The sequence below is a fragment of the Bradyrhizobium sp. BRP56 genome, from assembly GCF_020194035.1.
In the GTDB taxonomy this organism is placed as follows: Bacteria; Pseudomonadota; Alphaproteobacteria; order Rhizobiales; family Xanthobacteraceae; genus Bradyrhizobium; species Bradyrhizobium australafricanum.
Genome location: NZ_JADYVV010000013.1, coordinates 120,380 through 144,377, shown reverse-complemented (window position 1 = coordinate 144,377; position 23,998 = coordinate 120,380). Strand labels below are relative to the sequence as shown.

The window sequence follows — 23,998 nt, the reverse complement described above, 5'->3', positions numbered from 1 at the left end:
TGCTCCACCCTGCACGTCAAGTGCGACAGCTCGGCGCGCGGGTGCCGTCGTACCTCTGTCCGTCCGGGAGCGGTGAAGCAAGCGATGTCAGTGCGGAAAACTCACCGCATCACGAACGGATTGGCCGGCACGTCCGTCGCGGTCGAGATCCAGACGCTCTTGGTCTCCTGATATTCGCGAACCGCGTCGATGCCGCTTTCACGGCCGACGCCCGAGTGCTTCATGCCGCCGAACGGCATCATGTAGCTGATGGCCCGGTAGGTGTTCACCCACACGGTGCCGGCGCGCAGCTGCTTCGGCACGCGGATGGCGCGTGCGAGATCCTTGGTCCAGATACCGGCGGCAAGGCCGTAGATCGTGTCGTTGGCGATCCGGATGGCATCCTCCTCGGTGTCGAAGGAGATGATCGACAGCACCGGTCCGAACACCTCCTCGCGCGCGATCCGCATGGTGTTGTCGACGTCGGTGAAGATGGTCGGCTCGACGAACTGGCCGCCCTTGATGCCGTCGCCGGAGGCCGGCTTGCCGCCGAGCAGGCAGCGCGCGCCCTCGGCTTTCGCGATGTCGATATAGTCGAGCACCTTCTTGTACTGCGCCGGCGTCGTGATCGGGCCGACATTGGTGTCGGACTGCATCGGATCGCCGATCTTGGCGGACTTTGCCAGCTCCAGCACCCGTGCAACGAACTTCTCCTTGATTGAGCTCTGCACCAGAAGGCGCGATCCGGCGATGCAGGTCTGCCCCGTGGCGGCGAAGATGCCGGAGATCGCGCCGGCCGCGGCGGCGGTGAGGTCGGCGTCCTCGAACACGATGTTGGGCGACTTGCCGCCGAGCTCGAGCGAGACGCGCTTCAGGCTCTTGGCCGCGGTCTCGTAGACCTTTGCGCCGGTCGTGTCGGATCCCGTGAAGGTGATCTTGGCGACGCCGGGATGGGCGATCAGCGCGGAGCCCGCCTCGGGACCGAAGCCGGTCACCACGTTGAAGATGCCGTCGGGAATTCCGGCCTCCTTGGTCAGCGCGGCGAATTCCAGCGTGCTGGCCGAGGTGAATTCCGATGGCTTGACGACCACAGCGCAACCGGCGGCGAGCGCGGCGGCGCATTTCCAGGCGACGAACAGCAGCGGCGAATTCCAGGCGGTCAGCGCCGCGACCACGCCGACCGGTTCATGGGTCGTGTAGGCGAAGGTCTCCGCCTTGTCGATCGGCACCAGGCCGCCCTCGAGCTTGTCGACGAGCCCGCCGAAATACCACCACCACTCCGGATGGTAACGCAGCTGGCCGAGCATCTCGGCCATCAGCTTGCCGTTGTCGCGCACCTCGATCTCGGCAAGGCGCTCGGCATTGGCCGCGACGAGGTCGCCGAGCTTGCGCATCACCTTGCCGCGCGCGGAGGCCGTCATCTTCGCCCAGGGGCCGCGCCACATCGCCTCATTGGCTGATTTCACCGCCTTGTCGGCGTCGGCGGCCGTGCCGCGCGGAATCTTCGCCCAGGCCTCGCCGCGATAGGGATCGATGCTGTCGAACCATTCGCCATTGGCGGGGTCGACATACTGGCCGTTGATGTAGAGCTGATAGGTTTTCATGACATCCTCCCGCAAGGCGATGGTTCTGATTGGCGGAACGCTATCACGCATTGCGCGACGCCGTCATAACGCAGTCGCGTGAGCCGGGTTGCAGCCGGGGCGGGCCGCTATCGGTCATGCGGCGCGGCAAGCTCGGCCGCGATGATCGCGCCGAGCGCCATGTCGCTCTGCTGTCCGAAACCATGATGCACGATGTTGCCGTCGCGGCCGATCAGGATGCTGGTCGGCGTTCCCTGCATGCCGTAGCGCTGCATGGTGACCGGGATCGGCGTGCCTTCGCCGGCCTCGTCGACGCCGATCGGGAATGTCAGCCGGTACTCGTGGATGAAGGCTTCCAGCGACACCTCCGTCATCGCCGCGTGGTGCTCGAATACGGTGTGCAGCCCGATCACCTGCAGGTCCGAATGCTTGAACAGATCGAACGCGCGCTGGGTCTGCGGCGTTCCGTGCGCGACGCAGCCGGGGCACAGCATCTGGAACGCGTGCAGCAGCACCGGCCGGCCGCGCAGCCCAGCCAGGGTCAGCGGCTCGCTGGTGTTGAACCAGCGCGACGCGGCGATTTCAGGTGCGAGAGTCACGGCTGGGTTCCTTGCGTCTGCCACCTCGCGGCAGGGTGGCAAGATCGGCGCGGGTCTGTCAACGACCCGCGGCGCTTGATGCTGCCGCCCGGCGTGCGCGGCGCGCGGCGCGGCGGCGCTGGGTCCAGAGCCTGGCACGGTCGAGATAGAGATAGACCACCGGCGTCGTGTAGAGCGTCAGGATCTGGCTCAGGATCAGTCCGCCGAAGATCGCGATGCCGAGCGGCTGGCGCAGTTCGCTGCCTTCGCCGAGGCCGATCATCAGCGGCACCGCGCCGAACAGGGCAGCCAGCGTCGTCATCATGATCGGCCGGAAGCGCATCAGGCAGGCCTCGTAGATCGCATCGCGCGACGACAGCCCGCGCTGGCGCTCGGCATCGAGCGCGAAGTCGATCATCATGATGGCGTTCTTCTTCACGATGCCGACCAGGAGGATCACCCCGATCATGCCGATGATGTCGAAATCGGTGTGCGACAGCATCAAGGCCGCCACCGCGCCGACGCCGGCCGAGGGCAAAGTGGAGAGGATGGTCAGCGGGTGGATGTAGCTCTCGTAGAGCATGCCGAGCGAGATGTAGATCGTGGCCAGCGCGGCGAGGATCAGGAACAGCTCGTTCGCCAGCGCCTGCTGGAAGATTTTCGCGGAGCCCGCAAACCCGCCGGAAATGCCCGCGGGCATGCCGAGCGCGTGCATCGCGTTCTCGATCGTGGTGGTCGCCGTGCTCAGCGAGACGCCCGGCGGCAGGTTGAACGAGATGGTACTCGAGACCAGGAGATCCTGGTGGTTGACGGAAAGCGGCGTCTCGCCGTGCTCGAAGCGCGCAACGCTCGACAGCGGGATCATCGTCTCCGCGCTGGTGGAGACCGCGGTACCGGTCGAGGCGACGCCCTTGCCGGTGGCGCCGATCGAATTGGTGGCCTGGTTGCGCACCACATTGGCGGCGACCGCGCTGACCGAGCTTTTTTGCGAGGACGAGGCCACCGTGCCGGCCACCGCGTTGGTGCTCTGCGTGCCGCTCGCCGAGCCGCCCGAGGTCGAGATATAGACCTCCTTCAGGGTCTGCGGGTCCTGCGAAAAGCGCGGCGCGACCTCCATGATCACATGATACTGGTTGCGCGCGACGAAGATGGTCGAGACCTGGCGCTGCCCGAACGCGTCATAGAGCGTGTTGTCGAGCTGGCTGACGGTGATCCCGAGCCGCGAGGCGGCGTCGCGATCGATGATCAGATTGGCCTGCAGCGCCTTGTTCTGCTGGTCGCTGTTGACGTCGGCCAGCGTCGGCTCCTTCTGCAATGCCGCGACGAGCTTCGGCGTCCACTCGTTCAGCTCCTCGAAGGTCGAGCCTTTCAGCGTGTACTGATACGCCGCGTTGCCCGAGCGCCCGCCAGCGCCGAGGTCGCCGATCGATTGCAGGAACAGGGTGGCGCCCGCGACGCTTGCCAGCGGCTCGCGCAGCCGCTCGATCACCTTGTCGGCGCGCAGCCGGCGCTCGTCCATCGGCTTCAGCGAGGCGAACACGGTGCCGGTGTTGGTGCCGCCGGGACCCACGCCGCCGCCGCCCGTGAAGCCGACCGCGGTGTCGACCGCCGCATCCGACTTCACGATGTCGATGAACTGGGTCAGCTTCTGCTGCATCAGCTGGAACGAGGTGCTCTGGTCGGCCTGGATCGAGCCAACCAGCAATCCGGTGTCCTGCTGCGGCACGAAGCCCTTGGGCACCACCTTGTAGAGATGGAAGTTCAAATAGAGCGTCGAGCCGAGGATCAGCATCACCAGGAGCGGATGGCGCAGCGCGAGTCCGAGCGTCGCGCGGTAGCCGTTCAGCATCAGCTCGAAGATGCGTTCGCTGATCCGGTAGATCCGGCCGTGCGGCCGGCCCTCCTCCTTGCGCAGCAGCACCGCGCACATCATCGGCGTCGTGGTCAGCGAGACCACCAGCGAGATCACGATCGCGATCGTGATGGTCATGGCGAACTCGCGGAACAGGCGGCCGACCAGGCCGCCCATCAGCAGGATCGGCACGAACACCGCGATCAGCGACACGCTCATCGACAGCACCGTGAAGCCGACCTCGCGGGTGCCGACCAGCGTGGCCTCGAGCCGCGACAGCCCGGCGTCCATGTGGCGAGTGATGTTCTCCAGCACCACGATGGCGTCGTCGACCACGAAGCCGGTCGCCACCGTCAGCGCCATCAGCGAGAAGATGTCGAGCGTGTAGCCGAGCAAATACATCACGGCGAAGGTCGCGATCAGCGACACGCCGACCGCCACCACCGGGACCAGCGTCGCCCGCGCATTGCGCAGGAAGGCGAACACCACCAGGATCACCAGGGCCACCGCGATCAACAGCGTGATCTCGACGTCGTGCAGCGAGGCCCGAATCGTCTTCGAGCGGTCCATCGCGAGGGTGATGTCGACCGCGGGCGAGACGGAGGCCTTCAGCTGCGGCATCAGCCCTTTCACGGTGTCGACCATCTTGATGATGTTGGCGCCCGGCTGCCGGTATACGATCATCACGACGGCCGGCTTGCCGTTGGAAAGGCCGAGCGTGCGCACATTCTCGACGGAATCGATCACGTCGCCGACATCGGTCAGGCGCACCGCCGCGCCGTTGCGGTAGGCGACGACCAGCGGCCTGTAGTCGGCCGCCTTGCGGGCCTGGTCGTTGGCGTAGATCTGGTAGCGCTGGTTGCCGACGTCGATGCCGCCCTTCGGGCTGTGCGCATTGGCGCTACTGAGCGCGGCGCGGACGTCCTCGAGCCCGATGCCGTATTTGTAAAGCGCCGGCGGGATCAGCTCGACGCGCACGGCCGGCAGCGAGCCGCCGCCGACCGAGACTTCGCCGACGCCCTCGACCTGCGACAGCTTCTGCGCCAGCACGGTGGAGGCGGCGTCATAGAGCTCGGCGGGCGTCAGCGTGTCCGAGGTCAAGGTGTAGATCAGGATCGGCGCCGAGGCCGGGTTGAACTTGCGGTAGGTGGGGTTGGCGCGCAGGTTGGTCGGCAGGTCGGCGCGCGCCGCGTTGATCGCCGCTTGCACGTCGCGCGCGGCGCCGTTGATGTCGCGGTCGATGTCGAACTGCAGCGTGATGCGGGCGGAGCCCAGCGAGGACACCGACGTCATTTCGGTGACGCTGGCGATCTGGCCGAGATGGCGCTCGAGCGGGCTTGCCACCGTGGAGGCGACGTCGGCCGGGCTCGCGCCGGGCAGCGTCGCCTGCACCATGATGGTCGGGATGTCGACGTCGGGCAGCGGCGACACCGGCAGCTTGAAGAACGCAATGATGCCCGCCACCACGAGGCCAAGCGACAGCAGCGTGGTGCCGACCGGCCGTCGGACAAAGGGGGCGGAGAGGTTCATCGAATTTGCGAGCGCTGTTTGCGGATCAGCTTCTATCCGTCCGCGCCGGGATGCAAAAGCCTAAATGTCACAGGGCGCCGCCATACCGCCGCCGCGATTTGCCGGATGCACCGCGCCGCACGCCGAAAAACGAGGATCTGGCAACAACCCGTTTACAAAGGCTGATCGATGATGGTGGCGAAGCGCAGTCGCAAGCACTGCGCAAAGGCCAAATGAAGAAGCTCAAGGCATTCCGCAAGTCGCCGGATAGTCCGCTCGGCGAGGTCGTTAAACGACGGCTGGCCAAGCGAACTAAGTAGAGCCTCGCGACGCAGCCTTACGCATCCCGGGCATCCTGCAGCGGGTGACGCGCCGCGTGGGCATCATGCAGCATCGTCGCTAGCTGGTGCAGCTGCGTGTCGCGAAAGCCCTGCTTCTCGATCGAGGCCACTGTCGAGAGCACATAGTCGCGGTTGTTGCCGGAGCGGCCATGGCCTTGTAGCACCAGGCGCTGCTGCTCGGCGAGCGACAGCCGCCCGGCATATTGCACATGGCCGCGATCGACCACATAGGCCAGCGCGCTGACGCGCTCGCGCGCCGCATTCTCCAGCCACACCGAGCGCATCACCTCGCGATAGACGTTGGTGGTCTGTTCGCGTCCGCGCAAATAGGCGATGGTGTCGTGGCGCAGGCGGGCGGCGACGCGGAATGCGATGCCGCGGCAGGCGCCGCCGCGGTCGAGCCCGAGCACCAGGCCCGGTTTCTCCGGCGTGCCGCGGTGGTCGAACGAATAGACGCAGAGCGCGCGGTGCTCGCCGATCAGCCTCGCCGGCACCTGTTCCAGGAACTCGAAGCCCGGCTTCCACATCAGTGAGCCATAGCCGAACACCCAGAGCTCGCCGTCGGTTTCGGAATGGGGAGGATTTGCTGACATCGCGCTGATGGGCTAGCAGAACGGGCCGTCGAAGCGAAGCGGATTCCGTGATGTTTCCAAGGCTTGCTGAAGGCTCGCTCAAGGGTTGCTCGGGGCTTGTTCAAGGCCCGCGGCCGCTTAGATTTTGACAAATTCGCCCGCCAAAGGACCTGCATGTCGGATCAGACCTCCGCCCCCCCCCGCCGCTCGCGCTTCGGCCTTTATGCCGTCCCCGTCGCGGTCCTGATCGCCGCGGTTGCGTGGAGCGGCTTCTGGTTCTTCGCCGCCTCGCAGGTCGGCGTGCAGGCCGATGCCTGGCGCGCGCAGGAGGCGAAGGCCGGCCGGGTCTATGATTGCGGCGACCGTTCGGTGGCGGGCTACCCGTTCCGGTTCGAGGTCCGCTGCACCGATCCGAGCGTGATGCTGGTCTCGCAGACCGCCTCGCCGCAGATGGCGTTCGTGGCGCGGCTCGCCGAGATCCTGGTCGTGGCGCAGGTCTACGATCCCAAGCTCGTGATCGCGGAGTTCAAGGGACCGGCCACGATCGCCGAGCGCGGCGCGCAGCCGACGCTGTCGGTGAACTGGAGCAAGGCACGCAGCAGCGTGGTCGGCCTGCCGGCGCCGCCGCAGCGCGCCTCGCTGGTGTTCGACGATCTCGCCATCGACCGCACTGGCGGCGCGGCGCCGGCGCCGCTGGCGCGGGTCAATCACATCGAGTTGCACGGCAGGCAGGTCGACGGCTCGGCGCCGGACAGTCCCGCGATCGAGACCGTGCTGCAGATTGCCGGCGGCACCTTGCAGGAGGTGCATCCGCTGCTCGCCCAGCCGTTCAACGCCGACATCCATGCGCGGCTCAACGGCCTCAAGGATTTCTCGCCGAAGCCGTGGCCGGATCGCTTCCGCGAGATCCAGGCCGCCGGCGGCAGCGTCGAGATCCAGCAGTCACGGATCGAGCAGGGCGATGTGCTGTCGGTCGCAGCCGGCACGCTGCGCCTCAACGCGCAGGGGCGCATCGAGGGCGAATTGCAGATGACGGTCGCCGGCCTTGAGCGCGTCATCCCCGCGCTCGGCATCGACAAGATGCTGGAGGAAGGCGTGCCGCAGTCGACGCTCGATCGCGTCGCACCGGGCGTGAAGAGCCTGGACCTCAGCAATCTCTTCGGCGCGCTGGATCGCGCCATCCCCGGCCTCGGCAAGGTGATCAAGCAGAACGCCAATGCCGGCATTTCCGCCGGCATCAATTCGCTCGGCACCGAGGCTACCCTCGAAGGCAAGAAGGCGCGCAGCTTCCCGCTGCGCTTCGCCGACGGCGCGGTGTTCCTGGGCCCGCTGAAAGTCGCGCAGATCCCGCCGCTGTTCTGAGCCGCGGCGGATTGCGCTGACGCGAACTCGCCCACGCACCGTCAGGTGTGCTCAAACGGGCCGACCTCGCGGATCACCTTGCAGATCTGCAGGAAGCCGCTGGCGTAGAACTCGGCATGTCCCCGCTTCATGGTTTCGACATGGTCGGGATGATTGCGCCAGGCTTCGAGTGCTTGCTCCGAGGCAAAGCGAAACAGGGTGAGCTCCTCGCCATCCGCCGCCCTGAATGATTTCACCGACAGGAATCCCGGAAGGCGGCTGACAATGTCGTACATGCGTTCGCCGAGCCGGTTGTATTCGTCGAGCGGGGCGTTCTCCCGTAGCTTCAAGTCACCAACGACAATGACTTCACCGATCATGTTGCAGTCCTCCGTCGATCCAATGTCCGTGGCAGGTTGAAAACCATCGCCCGAACACAATTCGAAATCGCGGCCGGTGTTGTTACGCCTCCACCCAGGGCGTTCCTCGCGCGCGATATCGTCCGTCGCGGCAATCTATTCCCGCCGCCGCGATGAGAAAAACGTGACCGGAATAATGCGCCCCGGCGCGAATATCACTCCCCGAGTACCGCTCTCTCTCGCCTGAGGAAGCAACCTCGTGTGGAGGAGAAGCGATGCGAATTCTCGGGGGAATTCTGCTCGGCAGCATGCTGCTGTCGGCAGGTTCGGCGTTGGCGGAGGACGATGCGTCCGAGCTGCGTGCGCTGAAGGCACGGCTCAAGCAGCTCGAGCAGAAAATGGAGACGCAGGCGCGCAAGGAGGAGGCGCTGGCCGCAAGACAGAACGCAATTCAGAACGCGCAGATGACGGCGAAGGCGCCGGTGCCGTTCGATCCCTGCGCATCGGGCAAGCTCTGCTACAAGGGCGTCACCTTCACCTTCGGCGGCTGGGTCGATCTCACCGGCATCTATCGCAGCCGCAACCTCGCCTCCGATTCGGGCTCGGTCTACAACTTCATCCCGTTCCCGCAGAGCAAGAACTACAACACCGGCGAGTCGCGCTTCACCGCACGCCAGACCCGCTTCTCGGTGCTCGCCGAAGCCAACGCCACGGAGAACATCCACGTCGCCGGCTATGGCGAGCTCGATTTCGAGGGCGCGGCGCAGACCGCCAATTCGGTCGCGACCAATTCGTTCAATCCGCGGCTGCGGCAGGCCAGCATCGAGATCGACCGCAGCGATCTCGGCTTGCATGTCCTCGCCGGCCAATCATGGTCGCTGAACACGCCAAGCAAGGCGGGCATCGATCCGCGAGGCGCCGATACGCCGGGCGTGATCGATTTCGAGCTGGTGCCGGGCTTTCTCGGCGCGCGCCAACCCGGCGTCCGGGTCTGGCAGGATATCGGGCCGGAGTTCAAGCTCGCGGTCTCGGCGGAGAATCCGCAGACATCCTTTTTCGGCGGCAACAACCCGCTGGTCGGCACGCCGGCGGTTGGCCCGCAGGGCGTGCTCAATCCGAACCTGCTGGTCAATCTCACCGGTCCGGGCGGCAGCTTCTTCAACAGCCTGAACAATGTCAGCCTCAACCATGTTCCGGATTTCACCGTGAAGGGCGCGTGGGATCCGCGGCTCGGGCCCTACAAGCTGCATGTCGAGGCGTGGGCGCTCTACCGCGACTTCTATGATCGCTTCAACTTCGCCAATCACGACGTCAACACGGTCAGCTTCGGCGGCCACCTCTCGGCCGAGATCGTGCCGAAGCTGCTCGAGGTGCAGGCCTCGGCCTCCTACGGTGCGCTCGGCCGCTTCACCGCAACGCCATTCCCGGATGCAACCGTGCGCCAGGACGGATCGATCCAGCCGCTGCCGATCACGGCCTTCCTGGTCGGCTCGGTCTGGCACACGACGCCGTCGCTCGATCTCTACGCCTATGCCGGGCTCGAAAAGACCAAGGCGACCTTCTCCAATGTCGGCACGGTGCCGTTCGGCTACGGCAATCCGCTCTACAACAATCTCGGCTGCAACATCGAGAACTCGCCGGCCGCGACCTGTAACGGCAACACTTCGGAGGTGAGGCAGTACACCGCGGGCTTCTACGACACGATCTTCAAGGGCTCCTACGGCACCATCAAGGCCGGCGCGCAATATTCCTACACCCAGCGCTTCGCCTTCCAGGGTGTCGGCGGCGCGCCCAAGACCGACGACCACATCGTCATGACGCAGATCCGCTACTACCCGTTCTAGGGGGTGACGAGATCAGGTTGAGCTGGAGCGGCAACGGCAGTTCACCTCTCCATCTTCCTCGCCGCGCTGGCTGCGCTGGTGTCGGTCTACGGCATCGTGTTCGACGAGATTCCGCCGCGCGCCTGGGAGTTCGTGATCGGCTCGTGGTGGTTCGGCGGCGGCGTCATGCTGGCGACCGCCGGCCTCGTCGGCCGTCAGCGGCCGGCGCAGAAGGCCGCCGCGCTATCGACGGAGCCGATCCAGGATCAACGGCTGCGGCGGTGAGCACGGTCGCAGACCTGCGGCCCCGCTGCGCCAATCTGTCCCGTAGCTGCGACTGGCCGATGCGATACCCTCACCAAAAAATCGGGAGGGACTTCAATGCCAGCGAAATTCAGTCGCCGTCACGTCATCGCTGCCGGAGCGGCGGCCGCCGCGATGCCCTTCCTGCCGCGCGGCGCCTCGGCGCAAGCCGCCTGGCCCTCGCGGCAAATCCGCATGATCTGCAGCTATCCCGCCGGCGGGCAGACCGATCTTTTGGCGCGGGCCTTCGGCGAATTCATCGCAAGGCAAGTCGGGCAAACCGTCGTCATCGAGAACAAGGCGGGTGCCTCGGGCTCGATCGGCGCCGCCGAGGTGGCGCGCGCCGCGCCTGACGGTCACACCATCCTGTGCTCGATCTCGACCACTTACGTGATGAACCGCGCGATGATGAAGAACCCCGGCTACGACATGGACAAGGATCTGACGCTGGTCAGCGTGATCCCGGGCGCCGGGCTGCTGCTGGTCGCGAGCCCGAAATTGGGCGTCAAGACACTGGCGGAATTCGTCGCCTATGCGCGCAGCAGCGGCAAGGTGAATTTCGGCACCTACAGCGCGGGCTCCGCGCCGCACATGACGATCAACGAGCTCAACAAGCAGTATGGCCTCACCATCGAGCCGATCCACTATCGCGGCGAGGCACCGATGTGGACCGGGCTCGCGGAAGGCACGCTCGATGTCGCGATGGGCAGCTACACCGCCGCGCAAACCGTCCTGCAGAGCAACCGGGGTGTCGCGTTCGCCGTGCATTCGAAGAAGGTCGACGCGATTCCCGAGATCACGACGCTGCCCGAGCAGGGCGCGACGTCGAAGTTCTTCACCGTGAGCGGCTTCTCGGGCTGGGCGCTGCCGAGGGCGACGCCGCAGCCGATCGTCGATCGGCTGTCGGAGATTTGCGTCGCCGCCAATAGCGATCCGAAGGTGAAGGAGGTGCTCGCGACCTTCGTGCTGGAGCCCGCGATCGGCTTCAAGGACAGCAATGCGCTGTATCAGCGCGAATTGCCGGTCTGGATGGAGGCCGCGCAGTCACTCGGCCTGCCGCCGGCTTGAAGCGATCCGGAACTGAAGGATGGCTGGATCGGCGGTCACCATTCGTCGTAGAACCACTCCCTCGGAATTCGAGGCCGCGCTCTTGCGTAGGGCGGGATAGACGTCCGCTCGGGTTTGCGCGCGGCCGGCGCCGGCTGCGTCGGAGCCGGTAACGCCTTCGGCTCGGAAGCCTTCGCGAGCGCTCGTTTCATTTCTTCCTGGCTCGCCTTGAGTTCCTCAATGGCCTTGGAGCTCTCGCGGGCCATCTGTTGCTGATTCGCCTTTAGTTGTTCGATATTTCGCTCAACATTTGCGAGGTCGCGCGCAATCGTTTGCAACAGCTGCGTCTGATCGGGCAGGGCTGTGTTGGCTGTCGGCGCGGCGTCCTGCGGTGGTGCGGTCTGAGGCAACGGCGTCGCTTGGGGCGGAGCGGCGTCTGCCGCGGCGACCTGAACGGCAGGTGGAGCGGGCTGCGCCGGAGGCTGCGGATCATCCGGCGGCAATGCTGGAGTTGAAACGAGCTGCGGCGCCCAACGGGCGACAAGCAGCTTGGCTTCCCCGCCATATGACGACTGCAAAGCCAGGGCAGCGACAACGATACATGCTGCCACCGACAAGGCGGTGAGGGCCCGGAATACCGGTCTTCCGGGCGGCGATTGCGCGGCAGGTCCGGAAGAAGCAGGGCCGGGCCCGGAAGAAGCGGGGTTGGGTCCGACCGAGGGCGGGTTTGGCTGCGCCGAAGGCGGGGACGCGGCATCGCGCTCCATTCTTGCGAGCTGTTCACTCAAGCGCGTGAGTTCTTCATCGGCGCGCGCAATCTCCTTTTGGGCTTCCGCGAGTCTTTCGTCGGCGCGCGCGCTCGGGCTATCGTTCGATCCAACTGGGTCCGGAGTGGGTGTGGAGTTCATTGACGTTTCCCTTTCCGTCCAATGTCACCCAAGAGTGCCGACTCGGCTATCCGTCAAGGGCGATCAGCCTCCAGCACTCCCTTCAGTCTTGTCCAAAGAATGGCCGGATGATAGCGCGCCCGAGGTCTCGTGATAATGGGGCGGGATACCGGCCCGGGCTAGCCGGAGATCGGGTCCGCTCGGGTCAAAAGCCGACATCATTCCGCGCCGCTTGGGGCAATGCAAACGGCCCTGGCCAGCGTAGTCTCAGGCGTCCCGCTGGACCAACTCGAAGGTGATGCCCTCCGGTCCCTCGAACAGCCGGAGCTTCCGGCTGATGTAGTCCATCTCCTCGCTCAGCATGGTGACACCGTTGGCCACCAGGTGCGCGGTGGCCGCCTCGATGTCGTCGACGCGGAAGGCGAGGTGATTGAAGCCCAGCTTTCGCAGATTGGTCGGGTGCACCCCCGGATCGGTCCCCGGGGGCGGGTCGAACTGAAGCAGCTGGATTTCGAAATCCGCTCCTTCGAGTGCGAGGGTGATGTGCTGCGCTCTCATGGCCGGCATGCCCATGTACCGGGCGGGAACGCCGCCGTCGATGGTCGCGACGTGAGTCTTCTTGAAGCCGAGCAGTGCGAAGAATTCGATCGCCGGGCCGGCATCTGCCACTGCGATCGTCACATGATTCGGACTGAGTATCATCTGATCGCTCCCTGTCATCAGCGACGCGCCGGCTTTCCTGCTGCGAGGCTACCAGCTCGCTCCGTCGACCGGTAGGCGGGTCGGCCCCGCCTACTTCTCCAAATTCGCATGCGGCCGGCCGAAGTCGGGTGCGGCGGAGTCCTGGCCGGTCTCGACGATGCCGCGGCGGATGGCGCGGGTGCGGGTGAAGTGGTCGAACAGCGCTTCGCCGTCGCCGCGCCGGATCGCGCGGGTCAGCTTCGACAGATCCTCGTTGAAGGTGCCGAGCATCTCGAGCACGGCGTCCTTGTTGGCGAGGAATACGTCGCGCCACATCGTCGGGTCCGAGGCAGCGATGCGGGTGAAGTCGCGGAAGCCGCCGGCGGAGAATTTGATGACCTCGGATTCCGTCACCTGCGCCAGCTCGTCGGCGGTGCCGACGATCGTGTAGGCGATCAGATGCGGCAGATGGCTGGTGATCGCGAGCACGAGGTCATGATGGTCGGGCGTCATGATCTCGACCTTGGCGCCGAGCGCGGCCCAGAACGTGCGCAATCGGTCGGTCGCCGTGGGATCGGTGCCTTCGGGCGGGGTGAGGATGCACCAGCGGTTGATGAACAGCTCGGCGAAGCCGGAATCCGGCCCCGAATGCTCGGTGCCGGCCACCGGATGCGCCGGGACGAAGTGGACGCCGTCAGGCAGATGCGGCGCCATGTCCTTGACGACGGCGCCCTTCACCGAGCCGACGTCGGAGATGATGGCGCCGGGCTTGAGATGTCCGGCGATCTCGGCGGCGACCGGACCGCAGGCGCCGACCGGGATGCAGAGGATGACGAGGTCGGCGTCCTTCACCGCCTCGATGTTGGTCTCGACGACGCGATCGACGATGCCGAGCTCGGCGACGCGCGCACGCGTCTTCTCCGAGCGCGCGGTGGTCACGATCTCGTCGACCAGCCCCTGCGCGCGCGCGCCGCGCGCGATCGAGCCGCCGATCAGGCCGAAGCCGATCAGCGCGATGCGTTTGAAGAGCGGAGCGGTGGTCACGATGTCACTTTCCGGCTAGGAAGTCGCGCAGCCCCTCGACCACGAGGCGGTTGGCCTCCTCGGTGCCAATGGTCATGCGCAGCGCATGCGGCAGCTTGTAATTGTTGAGTGCGCGCAGCACGAGGCCGCGCCGTGTGAGATAGGCGTCGGCTTCCGCCGCGGTCTTGCCCTTGTCGGTCGGGAAATGGATCAGCACGAAATTGGCGACGCTCGGCGTCACCTTCAGCCCGAGCTTGCCGATCTCCTCGGTCAGCCAGTTGCGCCATTGCTCGGTGTGGGTCCGCGACATCTGCACATGCGCCGTGTCCTCGATCGCCGCCACCGCCGCCAGCATCGCCGGCGTCGTGACGTTGAACGGACCGCGGATACGGTTGCAGGCATCGACGATATGCGCCGGCCCGAACATCCAGCCGATCCGCAGCGCCGCAAGGCCGTGGATCTTCGAAAAGGTGTGCGTCACCACCGTGTTGTCCGTGGTCGCGACCAGCTCGATGCCGAGCTCGTAGTCGTTGCGCGAGACGTAGTCGGCATAGGCGGCGTCGAGCACCAGCAGCACGTGCGACGGCAGCGCGGCGCGTAGCCGCTTGACCTCGTCGAACGGGATGTAGGTGCCGGTCGGATTGTTCGGGTTGGCGAGCCAGACCAGTTTCGTGCGCGGCGTCACCACCTTGAGAATGGCGTCGACGTCGGCGGTGAAATTGGTCTCGGCCGCGATCACGTTCCTGGCGCCGTTCGCCATGGTGGCGATCGGGTAGACCAGGAAGCCGTGGGTGGTCGAGATCGCCTCGTCGCCGGGCGCGAGATAGGTGTGCGCCAGCAGGTTGAGGATTTCGTCGGAGCCGGCGCCGCAGATGATGCGGTCGGGATCGAGCCCGTAGGCGCGGCCGATCGCCTCGCGCAGCACGCGCGAGGTGCCCTCCGGATAGTCCTCGAGATGGTCAGCCGCGGCCTTGTAGGCCGCGATCGCCTTCGGAGACGGACCGAACGGCGTCTCGTTGGCGGACAGCTTGAACACCTTGCGGCCCGGTTCCGGCACCGGGCTCTTGCCGGGCGTGTAGGGCGCAATATCGAGGATGCCGGGGTTCGGCACGGGGCGGGACATCATCAACTCCGAACAGAGCGTTTTCGAGCGAAGTGGATACCGGTTCGCGTGAAGAAAACGCGTCAAAACAAAAGTCTGGACGGGCGGCTGGCTCTTGCTTCAGGTCCTGGCCGATCCGTTAGAGGGCACCGTATAGCGCGTTGCGTGGCTGCCGACGAGGGCCGACGAGCGCACCGAGGCGCCGGCCTGGATCAGGGCGAGCTTGATGGCCTCGAAATCGTGGCCGGTGACCGAGACCAGGAGCGCCGCGCCGTCGAAGGCGGTGTCGGGGACCGCGACGATCTCGGCGAGCGGGGCAAGCGCGCGGGCGACATCGGCGTTCCAGCCGGAGACGCGCACGCTCCAGGTCTGCACCTCGGTGACCATGGCGTCGTCGGCGACCCGCGAGATCACGAACACCGGCAGCGCGGCCGGATGGTCGGCGCGTTCGAGGAACGGCAGCCGCGCGATGATCTTCGGCGCGCCATCGGCCTCGAGCGCATTCCACCACGGCGTACGGCTTGCGATCGCGGAGACCAGCGCGAGGTCGCCCTTCGACTTCGCCACCGCCTCGACCGCGGCCTGTGCGCTGAAATGCGACACGTAAGGCACCACGAAGCCGAAGTGAAACCGCGCCGAGTCGCGCATGGCCGACTCGCCGACGGAAACATCGGCATGCACCGCGAACGGCGCCTGCACATAGGTGAAGGTCGAGATGATGACGCGCCAGATGCTCTCGATGGTGTCGAGCGGCAGGATGCCGCGATGACGCCGCACCAGTTCGCGCATCATGCTGGCCTCGCGCGCCGGGCGGAATGCGGAGCCGACCTCCTGGGTCTTCTTGACCTGGATCAGACGGTCGATGATGTCGCCGCGCGCCATCAACAGGCGGTGAACCTGCTCGTCGATCGCATCGATTTCCTTGCGCAGCTCCTGCAGCGAGGGCGGCGACGGGGGTGGGTTGGACATGCTCTCAAACCTTGTCGTCGGGGCGGCCTGTTGCCGCGTCGGACAGGGTCCCTGATTAGGAAAGACGGGGAGCGAAAGCAAAGAGAAACGTCGCAGGCGTGCCTTGCGCGTTCGGTTAACCAATTGGCCGTGGGCAGGGCTGTCTTGACGGCGGGGGGCGTGGGGACTACGTTCCCTGTGTCCCGTGGTCATTTGAGCCGGCCGGCTTGCAGCCACGTTAAACAACTCGCTAAACAGGCCGGGGACCTTATCAGCTCCCGGCCGAACCTTTGTTCAGGCCGGGTTTTTATTGGCCTGAGGTCCGTCGAGCCCTCCCGCGCGGAGGCAGGGTCGCCTAGATGAGCAACGTGCGTCCGATACCGAGCCCACAAACCCCGAGCGATGATCGCGCCCATGAGGCCGACCACCCGTCGTCACTGGTGGCGAAGTTCGGGATGGACCAGCCGCTCAAGCTCGATTGCGGCATCGATCTCGCACCGTTCCAGATCGCCTACCAGACCTATGGCGAGCTCAATGCCGACCGCTCCAACGCGATCCTGGTCTGCCACGCGCTGACCGGCGATCAGCATGTCAACAACATCCATCCCGTCACCGGCAAGCCCGGCTGGTGGGAGACCATGGTCGGCATCGGCCGGCCGATCGATCCCGACAAGTACTTCATCATCTGCTCCAATGTGATCGGCGGCTGCATGGGCTCGACCGGCCCTGCGTCGTTGAACCTCGCGACCGGCAAGGTGTGGGGACTCGATTTCCCGATCATCACCATCCCCGACATGGTGCGTGCGCAGGCGATGCTGATCGATCGTCTCGGCATCACGACGCTGTTCTGCGTGGTCGGCGGCTCGATGGGCGGCATGCAGGTCCTGCAATGGACCGCGGCCTATCCGGAGCGCGTGTTCTCGACGCTCGCGATCGCCTGCTCGACGCGCCACTCGGCGCAGAACATCGCGTTCCACGAGCTCGGCCGCCAGGCCGTGATGGCCGATCCGGACTGGCGCGGCGGCCGCTATGTCGACGAGGACACCCATCCGCACCGCGGATTGGCGGTGGCGCGGATGGCCGCGCACATCACCTATCTCTCGGACGCCGCGCTGCATCGCAAGTTCGGACGGCGGATGCAGGACCGCGAGCTGCCGACCTTCTCGTTCGATGCGGATTTCCAGGTCGAGAGCTATCTGCGCTACCAGGGCTCGTCCTTTGTCGAGCGCTTCGATGCCAACTCCTATCTCTATCTGACCCGCGCGATGGACTATTTCGACATCGCCGCCGACCACAACGGCGTGCTGGCGAAGGCGTTCACCGGCATCCAGACGCGGTTCTGCGTGGTGTCGTTCACCAGCGACTGGCTGTTTCCGACCTCGGAATCGCGCGCGCTGGTGCATGCGCTGAACGCGTCGAGCGCGCGGGTGTCGTTCGCCGAGATCGAGACCGACAAGGGGCACGACGCCTTCCTGCTCGACGTGCCCGAATTCCTCGACATCTCCCGCGCCTTCCTGCTGGCCGCAGCCAAGGCGCGCGGACTGAAGGACGGCGGTCAGTCATGAGCATGCAGCAGACATTGCCCTTGCCGGGCATCGCGCCGGAGCGGACCGGCGGCTATCGCACCGATCATCTGCTGGTCGCCGACATGGTGCGGCCGGGCTCGCGCGTGCTCGACGTCGGCTGCGGCGACGGCGAATTGCTGCAACTGCTGGAGAGCCGTGGCATCGACGGCCGCGGCATCGAGCTGTCGCGCGAGGGCGTCAATGGCTGCGTCGCCAAGGGGCTCGCGGTGGTGCAGGGCGATGCCGACACCGACCTCGTCAATTATCCGGATGATGCGTTCGACTACGTGATCCTGTCGCAGACCTTGCAGGCGACGCGGCAGCCCAAGGTGGTGCTGGAGAACCTGCTGCGGATTGGCCAGCGCGCCATCGTCTCGTTCCCGAATTTCGGGTTCTGGAAGATGCGGCTGCAGCTCCTGATCGGCGGCCACATGCCGCGCACCGAGAATTTGCCGGCGAGCTGGTACGACACCTCGAACATCCACTTCTGCACCATCAAGGATTTCGTGCAGCTCTGCGAGGAGATCAACGTCAAGATGGAGCGCGCGGTGGCGCTCGATCTCTACGGCCGTCCGGTGCCGCTCAACCTGCCGTGGTGGGTGTGGAACATGTTCGGCGAGCAGGGTGTGTTCCTGCTCAGCAGGGGTGGAGGGGGCGAGCGACAAGGCCAAGTGAAAGCCGTGTGAAGCGTCAACCCGTCGCCGCCACCTGCGACATCGGATCGCACACAGCACCGGCCAGAGGCCGGTGCTCGACCCTTCAAAGGAACACGTGGAATCTCCGCCGATGCAGATCGTCGGCGATGACAGGATTGGGTTGTCGATGTACAGCTTTCCTGTTCGCGCTCGCCGTGTAAAAGTGGCTCATGCGGATCAGAGATGATGGAATCAGTCGTGAACTGGTGGTCATCGGGCTGACGCGCAATGGTCACTTGCTGGGGAAGACAATGCGAACAGGTTTCTCGATTGCGCTATTGCTCGTCGTTGCACTGTCCGGGGTCTTGTGGGCCGCCAATATGTCCATCCCCGATGGGCATCAACTCGGACATCTGGCGCTGCTGAATGGAGGCTGCGACACGCGTGCGTCCGGACATGCGGCAGATCACGTCCCCGACCTTGCTCGCCATCGAGAGCATTCCGCCGCGCTCGATCTGGTAGCCCTGTGCTCCGAGACCGATATCGCCGCATCGTCGGGCGATTGGAGTGCGCCGTCCACCTGGGTACAAGGGAAGCCGCCTGCCGACGGCGCGAAAGTCCGCATTCCATCCGGGCTGACCGTCAAGATCGACAAGGAGTTCACGGCCAAAATCGACTGGATTCGCGTCGATGGGGCTCTCGTCTGGAGTACCGATCAGGCCACTTCCGTCAAGGTCGGAACGATTGTGGTGACGCCCGACGGCGCCCTCGAAATGGGGACCGTAGATCATCCCGTCTCGAAGACTGTCGTCGCAAAGCTCACCTTTGCCGCGCGGACGTTCCGAGACCGGGAGCACGACCCATTCGACATGGCCGGTGGCCTCATTTCGATGGGCGCCATCCGGATTCATGGCGCCGAAAAGACGGCCTGGAAGATACCGCAGAGCCAACTCGTGGCCGGGGTGGCAGTGTTCCAGTTCGATCGGCCTGCGTCGAACTGGTCGGCCGGAGATGAGCTGATCGTACCTGGGACCAGCGATCTAAATAGCGAGGACGAAACGCCAATTATCGTCAGCGTCGAGGGTGAGCGTATCGTCCTCGATAGGCCGCTCAAATATTCGCATCTGACGCCGGACGGCACCTCCGTCCCGATCGGCAACCTGACGAGAAATGTCAGGGTTAGCTCCGAGGCTGCGGCGTCCTTTTCGGCGCGCGGCCATATCATGTTCCTGCATCAGCAGACCGGTGTGAACATCGACGGCGCCGAGTTCAGGGATCTCGGCCGTACCGACACGAAACGGGCCCAGACCGCACCTGATCTCGACGAGACCGGAAAGCTGGTCCCTGGATCCGACGACAACACTATTGGTCGATACGCGCTTCATTTCCACGTCGTCTCAGGCGCGCGAATCGATATTCCGCCTCACGTGGTGCGCAACAGTGTCGCGAGGGGAAGTCCGAAGCATGGCATCGTCAACCATGGCGGTCATCTCCTGGCAGAAAACAATGTGACGTTCGCGATCGCCGGCTCGCATTTCCTGGCGGAGAACGGCACGGAGATTGGATCGTTTCGGGGCAATCTCGCCATCCGATCGACCGGATCAGGCGAGGATATCGTCAGCCGAATGGGGATCTTCGACAATGGCCATCAGGGGCATGGCTTTTGGATGCAAAGCGCCGGCGTCCGGGTAACGGATAATTGGGCTTTTGGACACGCCGCGGGAGCCTACGTCGTGTTCGGTTATTCGTTCGCGGAAGGCGGCAACCGTACCTATTTCAACGCACGCAACACCGATAATCGAGTCAACGCCGATGTGGACGGCCGCATTTCGACGTCGGACGTCGATTTGTATTTCGCACGCAACCACGCCGCCGGCTCGACCGACGGGGTCGAGATCTGGAATCACAAGCTACTTGCGCCGCATCCTTCCCAGAGCCTCATCGAGGATATCACGGTCTGGAATGTCAGCCGGCACGCGCTGTTCATCCCCTACGTCCGGGACACGCTGATCCGCAACGTCTACGCCTATGGCGGCGAACGCCACATGGATACTGATTTTGCGATCGGGGGAAATTCCCAGACCGAGAACATTACCTTCCAGAATGTTACGGCGGAGCGGTTCCCCACTGGATTGGTGCTGCCGCGGCGCGGCATCAATGCCGTCGATGGCGCGTTCCTTCGCAACCGAACGAACATCATGATCGAATCGGCGAATCGGCCGTTCCGCGTGGTTACGCTCAGGAATATTCACGTTCCGTCCGAGGGAGCGACGACGAATTTCGATCTGAAGGATATGGCCGTGCCGGCGAATGGCGACGTCGCCATGCTCTTCGAGAACGACCGGATTTTCTGGAACGATTCCGCCGGCAAGACTTTCCGGCTGTATTTCGGGTCGCAGAACGAAAACTTTGTCCCCTTTGCGAATAGCGGGCCAACCGATCTCAAGGGGCTGACCAGCGGGGAAATCAAGGCGCGGTTTGGCGTCGCGTTCGGCGGCCAGCTGGCGCCGGCCGATGCGAAGCCACTTCCGCGCAGCAATGCGACAATGGCCTTGGTCGATGCGGACAATCTGACGCCGACGTCGAAGGAAATGGAGTTTGCGCAAAATCCCTCGAACGAGCTCTATCCTTTGGCCGGACAGCATATCGTCAACACGGAGGACCAGGTCGCAAAAAGCCGCTGGATGTTCGCCCCCGGTTCCGAGCAGCCCAACTTTGTCTTCGTCAAGAAGACCAGCCCAAAGCTGATCGTGCATCCTTTGCTTCGCAAGCTGGAAATTCACCCTGACGACGTGCGCTATGGCTATCGGCTGGAGGGAATCGTCGCCGATATGGTCGGCAACCGCATCACCACGATGGCGTTCATCCAAGATTTCCCGGTATTGCGGCCCGACGGGCAAGGCCATATCGCGCTCGATGTGAAGTTTCCCGATCCGGCGGGGGACATGACATCGCTGCCGTTGTCGCTCACCGTGACAAAACAGGCGGTCAGGCGCGGAAGGAACTACGAGTTCTACAAGCAGGCGCAGTACTGCGGGAAGTGCAATTTCGAACAGGAGATGGAAAGAGACATCCGCGCGACGTTCGCTCAGGCGACAAGCGGCGAATGATAGCGGCGCGTGCGCGAATTGCTCGCGCCCTTGTTGATTGCTGCGTGTCTGCAAAATCGCGCCGGTGCTATTCGAGGGAATAGCGCCAGAAGGTCATACGCTGATTGTAGTTGAGGTGCACCGGATTATACGTGTTGCCGGCGTTGAGAAACTCAAGCTTGCGCACCGAATGCATGCCATTCTTGTCGGGTTGCGCGACGAATATGCTGTATCCGGGACCGTAGGAGGTCGACAGATAGACCGGCTCGCAGAAGGTCTGGAGATCCTTCGACCAGATCACGCCGATCTTTGAGTAGGTCAACGCGGCGTCATCGTCGCGGGCGTTGGCGAAGATGACGAATTCTCCATTATCGAGACGGGTCATCGTCATGGCATGGATATGACAGGCGCTTTCTGGCCGGTAGCAGGGATGCTCCGGGTCGACAAAATATTGCGCGAAGTAGGGCGCAAGGTCGGGCACGACCAGGGTGCCGTCGCGATAGAGCTTGAATGTCCGTGAAAAGCGGGCGTTCGATCCCACCCTGTTCGTGGCGTCGACTCCATCGAGATTGGCGCTGCGGACGATCGAATAGATAGCGTGCGATTGCTTGTCCCAAAAATGCGCCAACGGATAACGGTTCGCTCCATAGAGGCAGCTGTCGCCGTGATTCGCCGGATCGGCCACGGTGTCGGCCGTAGCGTCGCTCCACCGCGCGACGAAAGGCTCGCCATAACGGCCCTCGAAGGCGATGACGTTCTTGTAGACCGAATACGTGACCTGATTCTCCGGACATGGCGTGTAGTTGGCGAGCACGGTCAAAATGCTGATGCTGCCATCGTCACGGATGGCGACATGAGGATATTCCGGCGCGTAGGCTGGAGAGGGATATTCGGCGATGAGCTGTTTCGGCATCCACGGGCCAGTGTAGGGCGGAACTATCCTGGTGAGTTCGAGCCGGTGGCTCCGCGCAGGTCCACCGGTCCCGTATCCAGCGATCACGATTTCGCCGGCGGGCCCCATCGCTCCTCCGAGATAGCTCAGAAGCTCGTCACCGGGGTTCTCGAGCCTCGATAATAGGGTCCATGGGGCGGGAGCGGAGGCTTTTGGATCGAGCGAAAGCAGTTGGATGATGGAACGGTGATCCTTGGCGCGGACCCAGTAAGCGACCAGCAGCCTGGTTCCGTCGGTAAACAACAGCGGAGGATGATAGGCGAGCTCGGCCTGAAAGCCGTCCGGCGCGAAGGCGTGCCCCATATCGAGCGGTTGCGCGAACCTCGCGCCGTTTCTCACGATTTCGACGCAGTACAGGCCTGGATTGGCAGGATCGCAAGGCGCGAAAATGGGCGCGTACTGATCGTCGCCGATGACGACGATCATTGGGCTCATTACGGCCCAGCCGATCGGGATCGAAGGCTGTGGCTTCCCATCCAGGAGATAGGACGTGTTCGCTGCGGCGCCCGCGGCTTCCAGTTTCATTTCCTCAACGAAGCCTTCCGCGCAAACCGTCCTGGAGACGACCGCAAGCCCGATAGAAATAACGCAGAGCAGAAGAAGGTAACCTGCTCTCATAGTTCGCCCGGTGGCATCGGAACGTTGATGGATTTCCTTTGCCCATATTCCGGACGCAGACTGCGCGCGCTGTCTGCCTTTACCGCGCAGGCTCTGCTGCGTCCTGCACCCCGCGACCGCGACGACACGGGACAATCACCCTGCCACCAGCGACCGCGGATCGCGTACCGGCCAACGGCCGGCCTCGACCAGCGCGATGAAGCGCTCGACCATCTCGTTGAACAGCGCCGGCTCTTCGAGGTTGAGCACGTGACCCGACTTCGGGAAGAAGGAAAGCCCGGCGGCCGGCAGATGCTGCTTCAGGAACATGCTGGGCGCGATGCAATTGTCGTCCTCGTCGCCGCACAGGATCAGCGCCGGCGTCGCGGCGCGCTTGATGGCGTCGGTCATGGTGTAGATCGAGGGCCTGCCGCCCTGGAAGCTGCGCATCGTGTTGGCGGAGCCTCTGGCGTCGTGGCGGGCGAGCGCGGCATAGAAATCGGCGTGGCCGCGCGGGTCCTTGACCAGGAACGGGATCCGGCTCGGCGCCTCGCGCGTCACCTTGGCGACCTCGACCGCGCCGATGCTCTCATATTGCTCGGCATTGGCACGGCACTGCGCGCGGAAGGCATCGAGATGCTCGAGGCTGGAGCCGGAGCCGACCGCGGCCAGCGTCATTGACAGCGCGCGCTCCGGCGCGTTGAGGGCGACCTGCAACGACGAATAGGAGCCCATCGAGAGCCCGACGAAATGCGCTTTGGCGATGTCGAGATGGTCGAGCACCGCGAGCGCGTCGGTATAGAAGTGCTGGTAGGTGTAGACGTTGGCGCTCGGCGGCACGTCGGAGGGCGTGTAACCGCGCGCCGAATAGGCGATGCAGCGGTGGCCGCGCGCGAAGTAGCGCATCTGCGGCTCCCAATTGGTGTGATCGGCGGCGAACTCGTGCAGGAAGATGATCGGGCTGCCACTGCCGGCCTCTTCGAAATGGAGGCGGACATGATCTTTCGTCGTGGCGTAGGGCATTGAAATTCTCCTCTCGTTGGCCGCCACCAGATTTGCAGTTAATTTTCAAGGCTGCAATGCGGCAGTTCCGGTTCCTTTCTCGTCATCGAATCATCGCGGAATGACCCAGAAATTGTTCCCGCAACGCCGCATGAAATCTTCCTCGCGCCATCCCGATTTTCAAAACCACCGCCGTGTTCCCTTGAGTGTTTCCTTGGGAACGCGACGGG

The 23,998-nt window shown here is 64.6% G+C and carries 20 protein-coding genes and 1 riboswitch; of the genes, 8 read left to right on the top strand and 12 right to left on the bottom strand.

The window, feature by feature from the left end:
• Nucleotides 1–101 precede the first annotated feature (101 nt).
• The 3 genes from I6F38_RS12325 to I6F38_RS12315 form a co-directional block, all read right to left on the bottom strand.
• Entirely contained in the window at nucleotides 102–1,583 is a 1,482-nt protein-coding gene (locus I6F38_RS12325) for an aldehyde dehydrogenase (protein WP_225160501.1), read from the bottom strand.
• 107 nt (nucleotides 1,584–1,690) lie between these two features.
• Entirely contained in the window at nucleotides 1,691–2,161 is a 471-nt protein-coding gene (locus tag I6F38_RS12320) for a TlpA disulfide reductase family protein (protein WP_225160500.1), read from the bottom strand.
• Nucleotides 2,162–2,219: 58 nt separating this feature from the next.
• The gene (locus I6F38_RS12315; protein WP_225160499.1) at nucleotides 2,220–5,522 is read right to left on the bottom strand and encodes an efflux RND transporter permease subunit; all 3,303 of its coding nucleotides are present in this window, start codon (nucleotides 5,520–5,522) and stop codon (nucleotides 2,220–2,222) included.
• A 5-nt stretch (nucleotides 5,523–5,527) separates the two neighbouring features.
• On the opposite strand from I6F38_RS12315, the gene I6F38_RS12310 reads away from it, so the two are divergent.
• On the top strand, nucleotides 5,528–5,821 hold the full coding sequence (locus I6F38_RS12310) for a hypothetical protein (RefSeq protein WP_225160498.1): 294 nt from the start codon (nucleotides 5,528–5,530) through the stop codon (nucleotides 5,819–5,821).
• 17 nt (nucleotides 5,822–5,838) lie between these two features.
• Here the strand turns inward: I6F38_RS12310 and I6F38_RS12305 are convergent, their stop codons facing one another.
• Complete coding sequence (locus I6F38_RS12305; protein WP_225160497.1) at nucleotides 5,839–6,435, bottom strand: gamma-glutamylcyclotransferase; 597 nt, start codon at nucleotides 6,433–6,435, stop codon at nucleotides 5,839–5,841.
• 153 nt (nucleotides 6,436–6,588) lie between these two features.
• Between I6F38_RS12305 and I6F38_RS12300 the strand changes: the two genes are divergently transcribed.
• A complete protein-coding gene (locus I6F38_RS12300; protein ID WP_225160496.1) occupies nucleotides 6,589–7,776 on the top strand; it encodes a DUF2125 domain-containing protein in 1,188 nt (395 codons plus the stop codon).
• 41 nt (nucleotides 7,777–7,817) lie between these two features.
• Here the strand turns inward: I6F38_RS12300 and I6F38_RS12295 are convergent, their stop codons facing one another.
• The gene (locus tag I6F38_RS12295) at nucleotides 7,818–8,135 is read right to left on the bottom strand and encodes an antibiotic biosynthesis monooxygenase (RefSeq protein WP_225160495.1); all 318 of its coding nucleotides are present in this window, start codon (nucleotides 8,133–8,135) and stop codon (nucleotides 7,818–7,820) included.
• Nucleotides 8,136–8,389: 254 nt separating this feature from the next.
• Here I6F38_RS12295 and I6F38_RS12290 point away from each other — a divergent pair, with 254 nt between their 5' ends.
• The 3 genes from I6F38_RS12290 to I6F38_RS12280 all read left to right on the top strand — a co-directional run bounded on the left by I6F38_RS12290 (nucleotide 8,390) and on the right by I6F38_RS12280 (nucleotide 11,308).
• Entirely contained in the window at nucleotides 8,390–9,958 is a 1,569-nt protein-coding gene (locus tag I6F38_RS12290; RefSeq protein WP_225160494.1) for a hypothetical protein, read from the top strand.
• A 78-nt stretch (nucleotides 9,959–10,036) separates the two neighbouring features.
• A complete protein-coding gene (locus I6F38_RS12285) occupies nucleotides 10,037–10,222 on the top strand; it encodes a hypothetical protein (protein ID WP_225160493.1) in 186 nt (61 codons plus the stop codon).
• Between the two features lie 96 nt (nucleotides 10,223–10,318).
• Nucleotides 10,319–11,308 (top strand): tripartite tricarboxylate transporter substrate binding protein, encoded by a 990-nt coding sequence (locus tag I6F38_RS12280; RefSeq protein WP_225160492.1) that lies wholly within the window; start codon nucleotides 10,319–10,321, stop codon nucleotides 11,306–11,308.
• A 35-nt stretch (nucleotides 11,309–11,343) separates the two neighbouring features.
• Here I6F38_RS12280 and I6F38_RS12275 read toward each other — a convergent pair whose 3' ends face one another.
• The 5 genes from I6F38_RS12275 to I6F38_RS12255 all read right to left on the bottom strand — a co-directional run bounded on the left by I6F38_RS12275 (nucleotide 11,344) and on the right by I6F38_RS12255 (nucleotide 15,949).
• Nucleotides 11,344–12,195 carry a hypothetical protein gene (locus I6F38_RS12275; RefSeq protein WP_225160491.1) on the bottom strand — a complete coding sequence of 284 codons (852 nt, stop codon included), beginning with the start codon at nucleotides 12,193–12,195 and terminating at the stop codon, nucleotides 11,344–11,346.
• Between the two features lie 246 nt (nucleotides 12,196–12,441).
• Entirely contained in the window at nucleotides 12,442–12,876 is a 435-nt protein-coding gene (locus I6F38_RS12270; RefSeq protein ID WP_225160490.1) for a VOC family protein, read from the bottom strand.
• Nucleotides 12,877–12,966: 90 nt separating this feature from the next.
• The gene (locus tag I6F38_RS12265; RefSeq protein WP_225160489.1) at nucleotides 12,967–13,899 is read right to left on the bottom strand and encodes a prephenate/arogenate dehydrogenase family protein; all 933 of its coding nucleotides are present in this window, start codon (nucleotides 13,897–13,899) and stop codon (nucleotides 12,967–12,969) included.
• 4 nt (nucleotides 13,900–13,903) lie between these two features.
• A complete protein-coding gene (hisC, locus tag I6F38_RS12260; RefSeq protein WP_028341890.1) occupies nucleotides 13,904–15,001 on the bottom strand; it encodes a histidinol-phosphate transaminase in 1,098 nt (365 codons plus the stop codon).
• Between the two features lie 99 nt (nucleotides 15,002–15,100).
• Complete coding sequence (locus I6F38_RS12255; protein ID WP_225160488.1) at nucleotides 15,101–15,949, bottom strand: chorismate mutase; 849 nt, start codon at nucleotides 15,947–15,949, stop codon at nucleotides 15,101–15,103.
• A gap of 174 nt (nucleotides 15,950–16,123) precedes the next feature.
• Nucleotides 16,124–16,203: riboswitch (SAM riboswitch) on the top strand.
• A gap of 84 nt (nucleotides 16,204–16,287) precedes the next feature.
• On the opposite strand from I6F38_RS12255, the gene I6F38_RS12250 reads away from it, so the two are divergent.
• The 3 genes from I6F38_RS12250 (at nucleotide 16,288) to I6F38_RS12240 (ending at nucleotide 21,238) form a co-directional block, all read left to right on the top strand.
• Nucleotides 16,288–17,493: a homoserine O-acetyltransferase gene (locus I6F38_RS12250; protein WP_225160487.1), complete on the top strand. Its 1,206-nt coding sequence runs from the start codon at nucleotides 16,288–16,290 to the stop codon at nucleotides 17,491–17,493.
• Entirely contained in the window at nucleotides 17,490–18,179 is a 690-nt protein-coding gene (gene metW / locus I6F38_RS12245) for a methionine biosynthesis protein MetW (RefSeq protein ID WP_225160486.1), read from the top strand. Before I6F38_RS12250 ends, metW begins: the two co-directional genes overlap by 4 nt.
• Nucleotides 18,180–18,358: 179 nt before the next feature.
• Nucleotides 18,359–21,238 (top strand): G8 domain-containing protein, encoded by a 2,880-nt coding sequence (locus I6F38_RS12240; RefSeq protein ID WP_225160485.1) that lies wholly within the window; start codon nucleotides 18,359–18,361, stop codon nucleotides 21,236–21,238.
• Nucleotides 21,239–21,305: 67 nt separating this feature from the next.
• Here the strand turns inward: I6F38_RS12240 and I6F38_RS12235 are convergent, their stop codons facing one another.
• The gene (locus tag I6F38_RS12235) at nucleotides 21,306–22,694 is read right to left on the bottom strand and encodes a hypothetical protein (protein WP_225160484.1); all 1,389 of its coding nucleotides are present in this window, start codon (nucleotides 22,692–22,694) and stop codon (nucleotides 21,306–21,308) included.
• A 228-nt stretch (nucleotides 22,695–22,922) separates the two neighbouring features.
• A complete protein-coding gene (locus I6F38_RS12230; protein WP_225160483.1) occupies nucleotides 22,923–23,789 on the bottom strand; it encodes an alpha/beta hydrolase in 867 nt (288 codons plus the stop codon).
• Nucleotides 23,790–23,998: the final 209 nt, after the last annotated feature.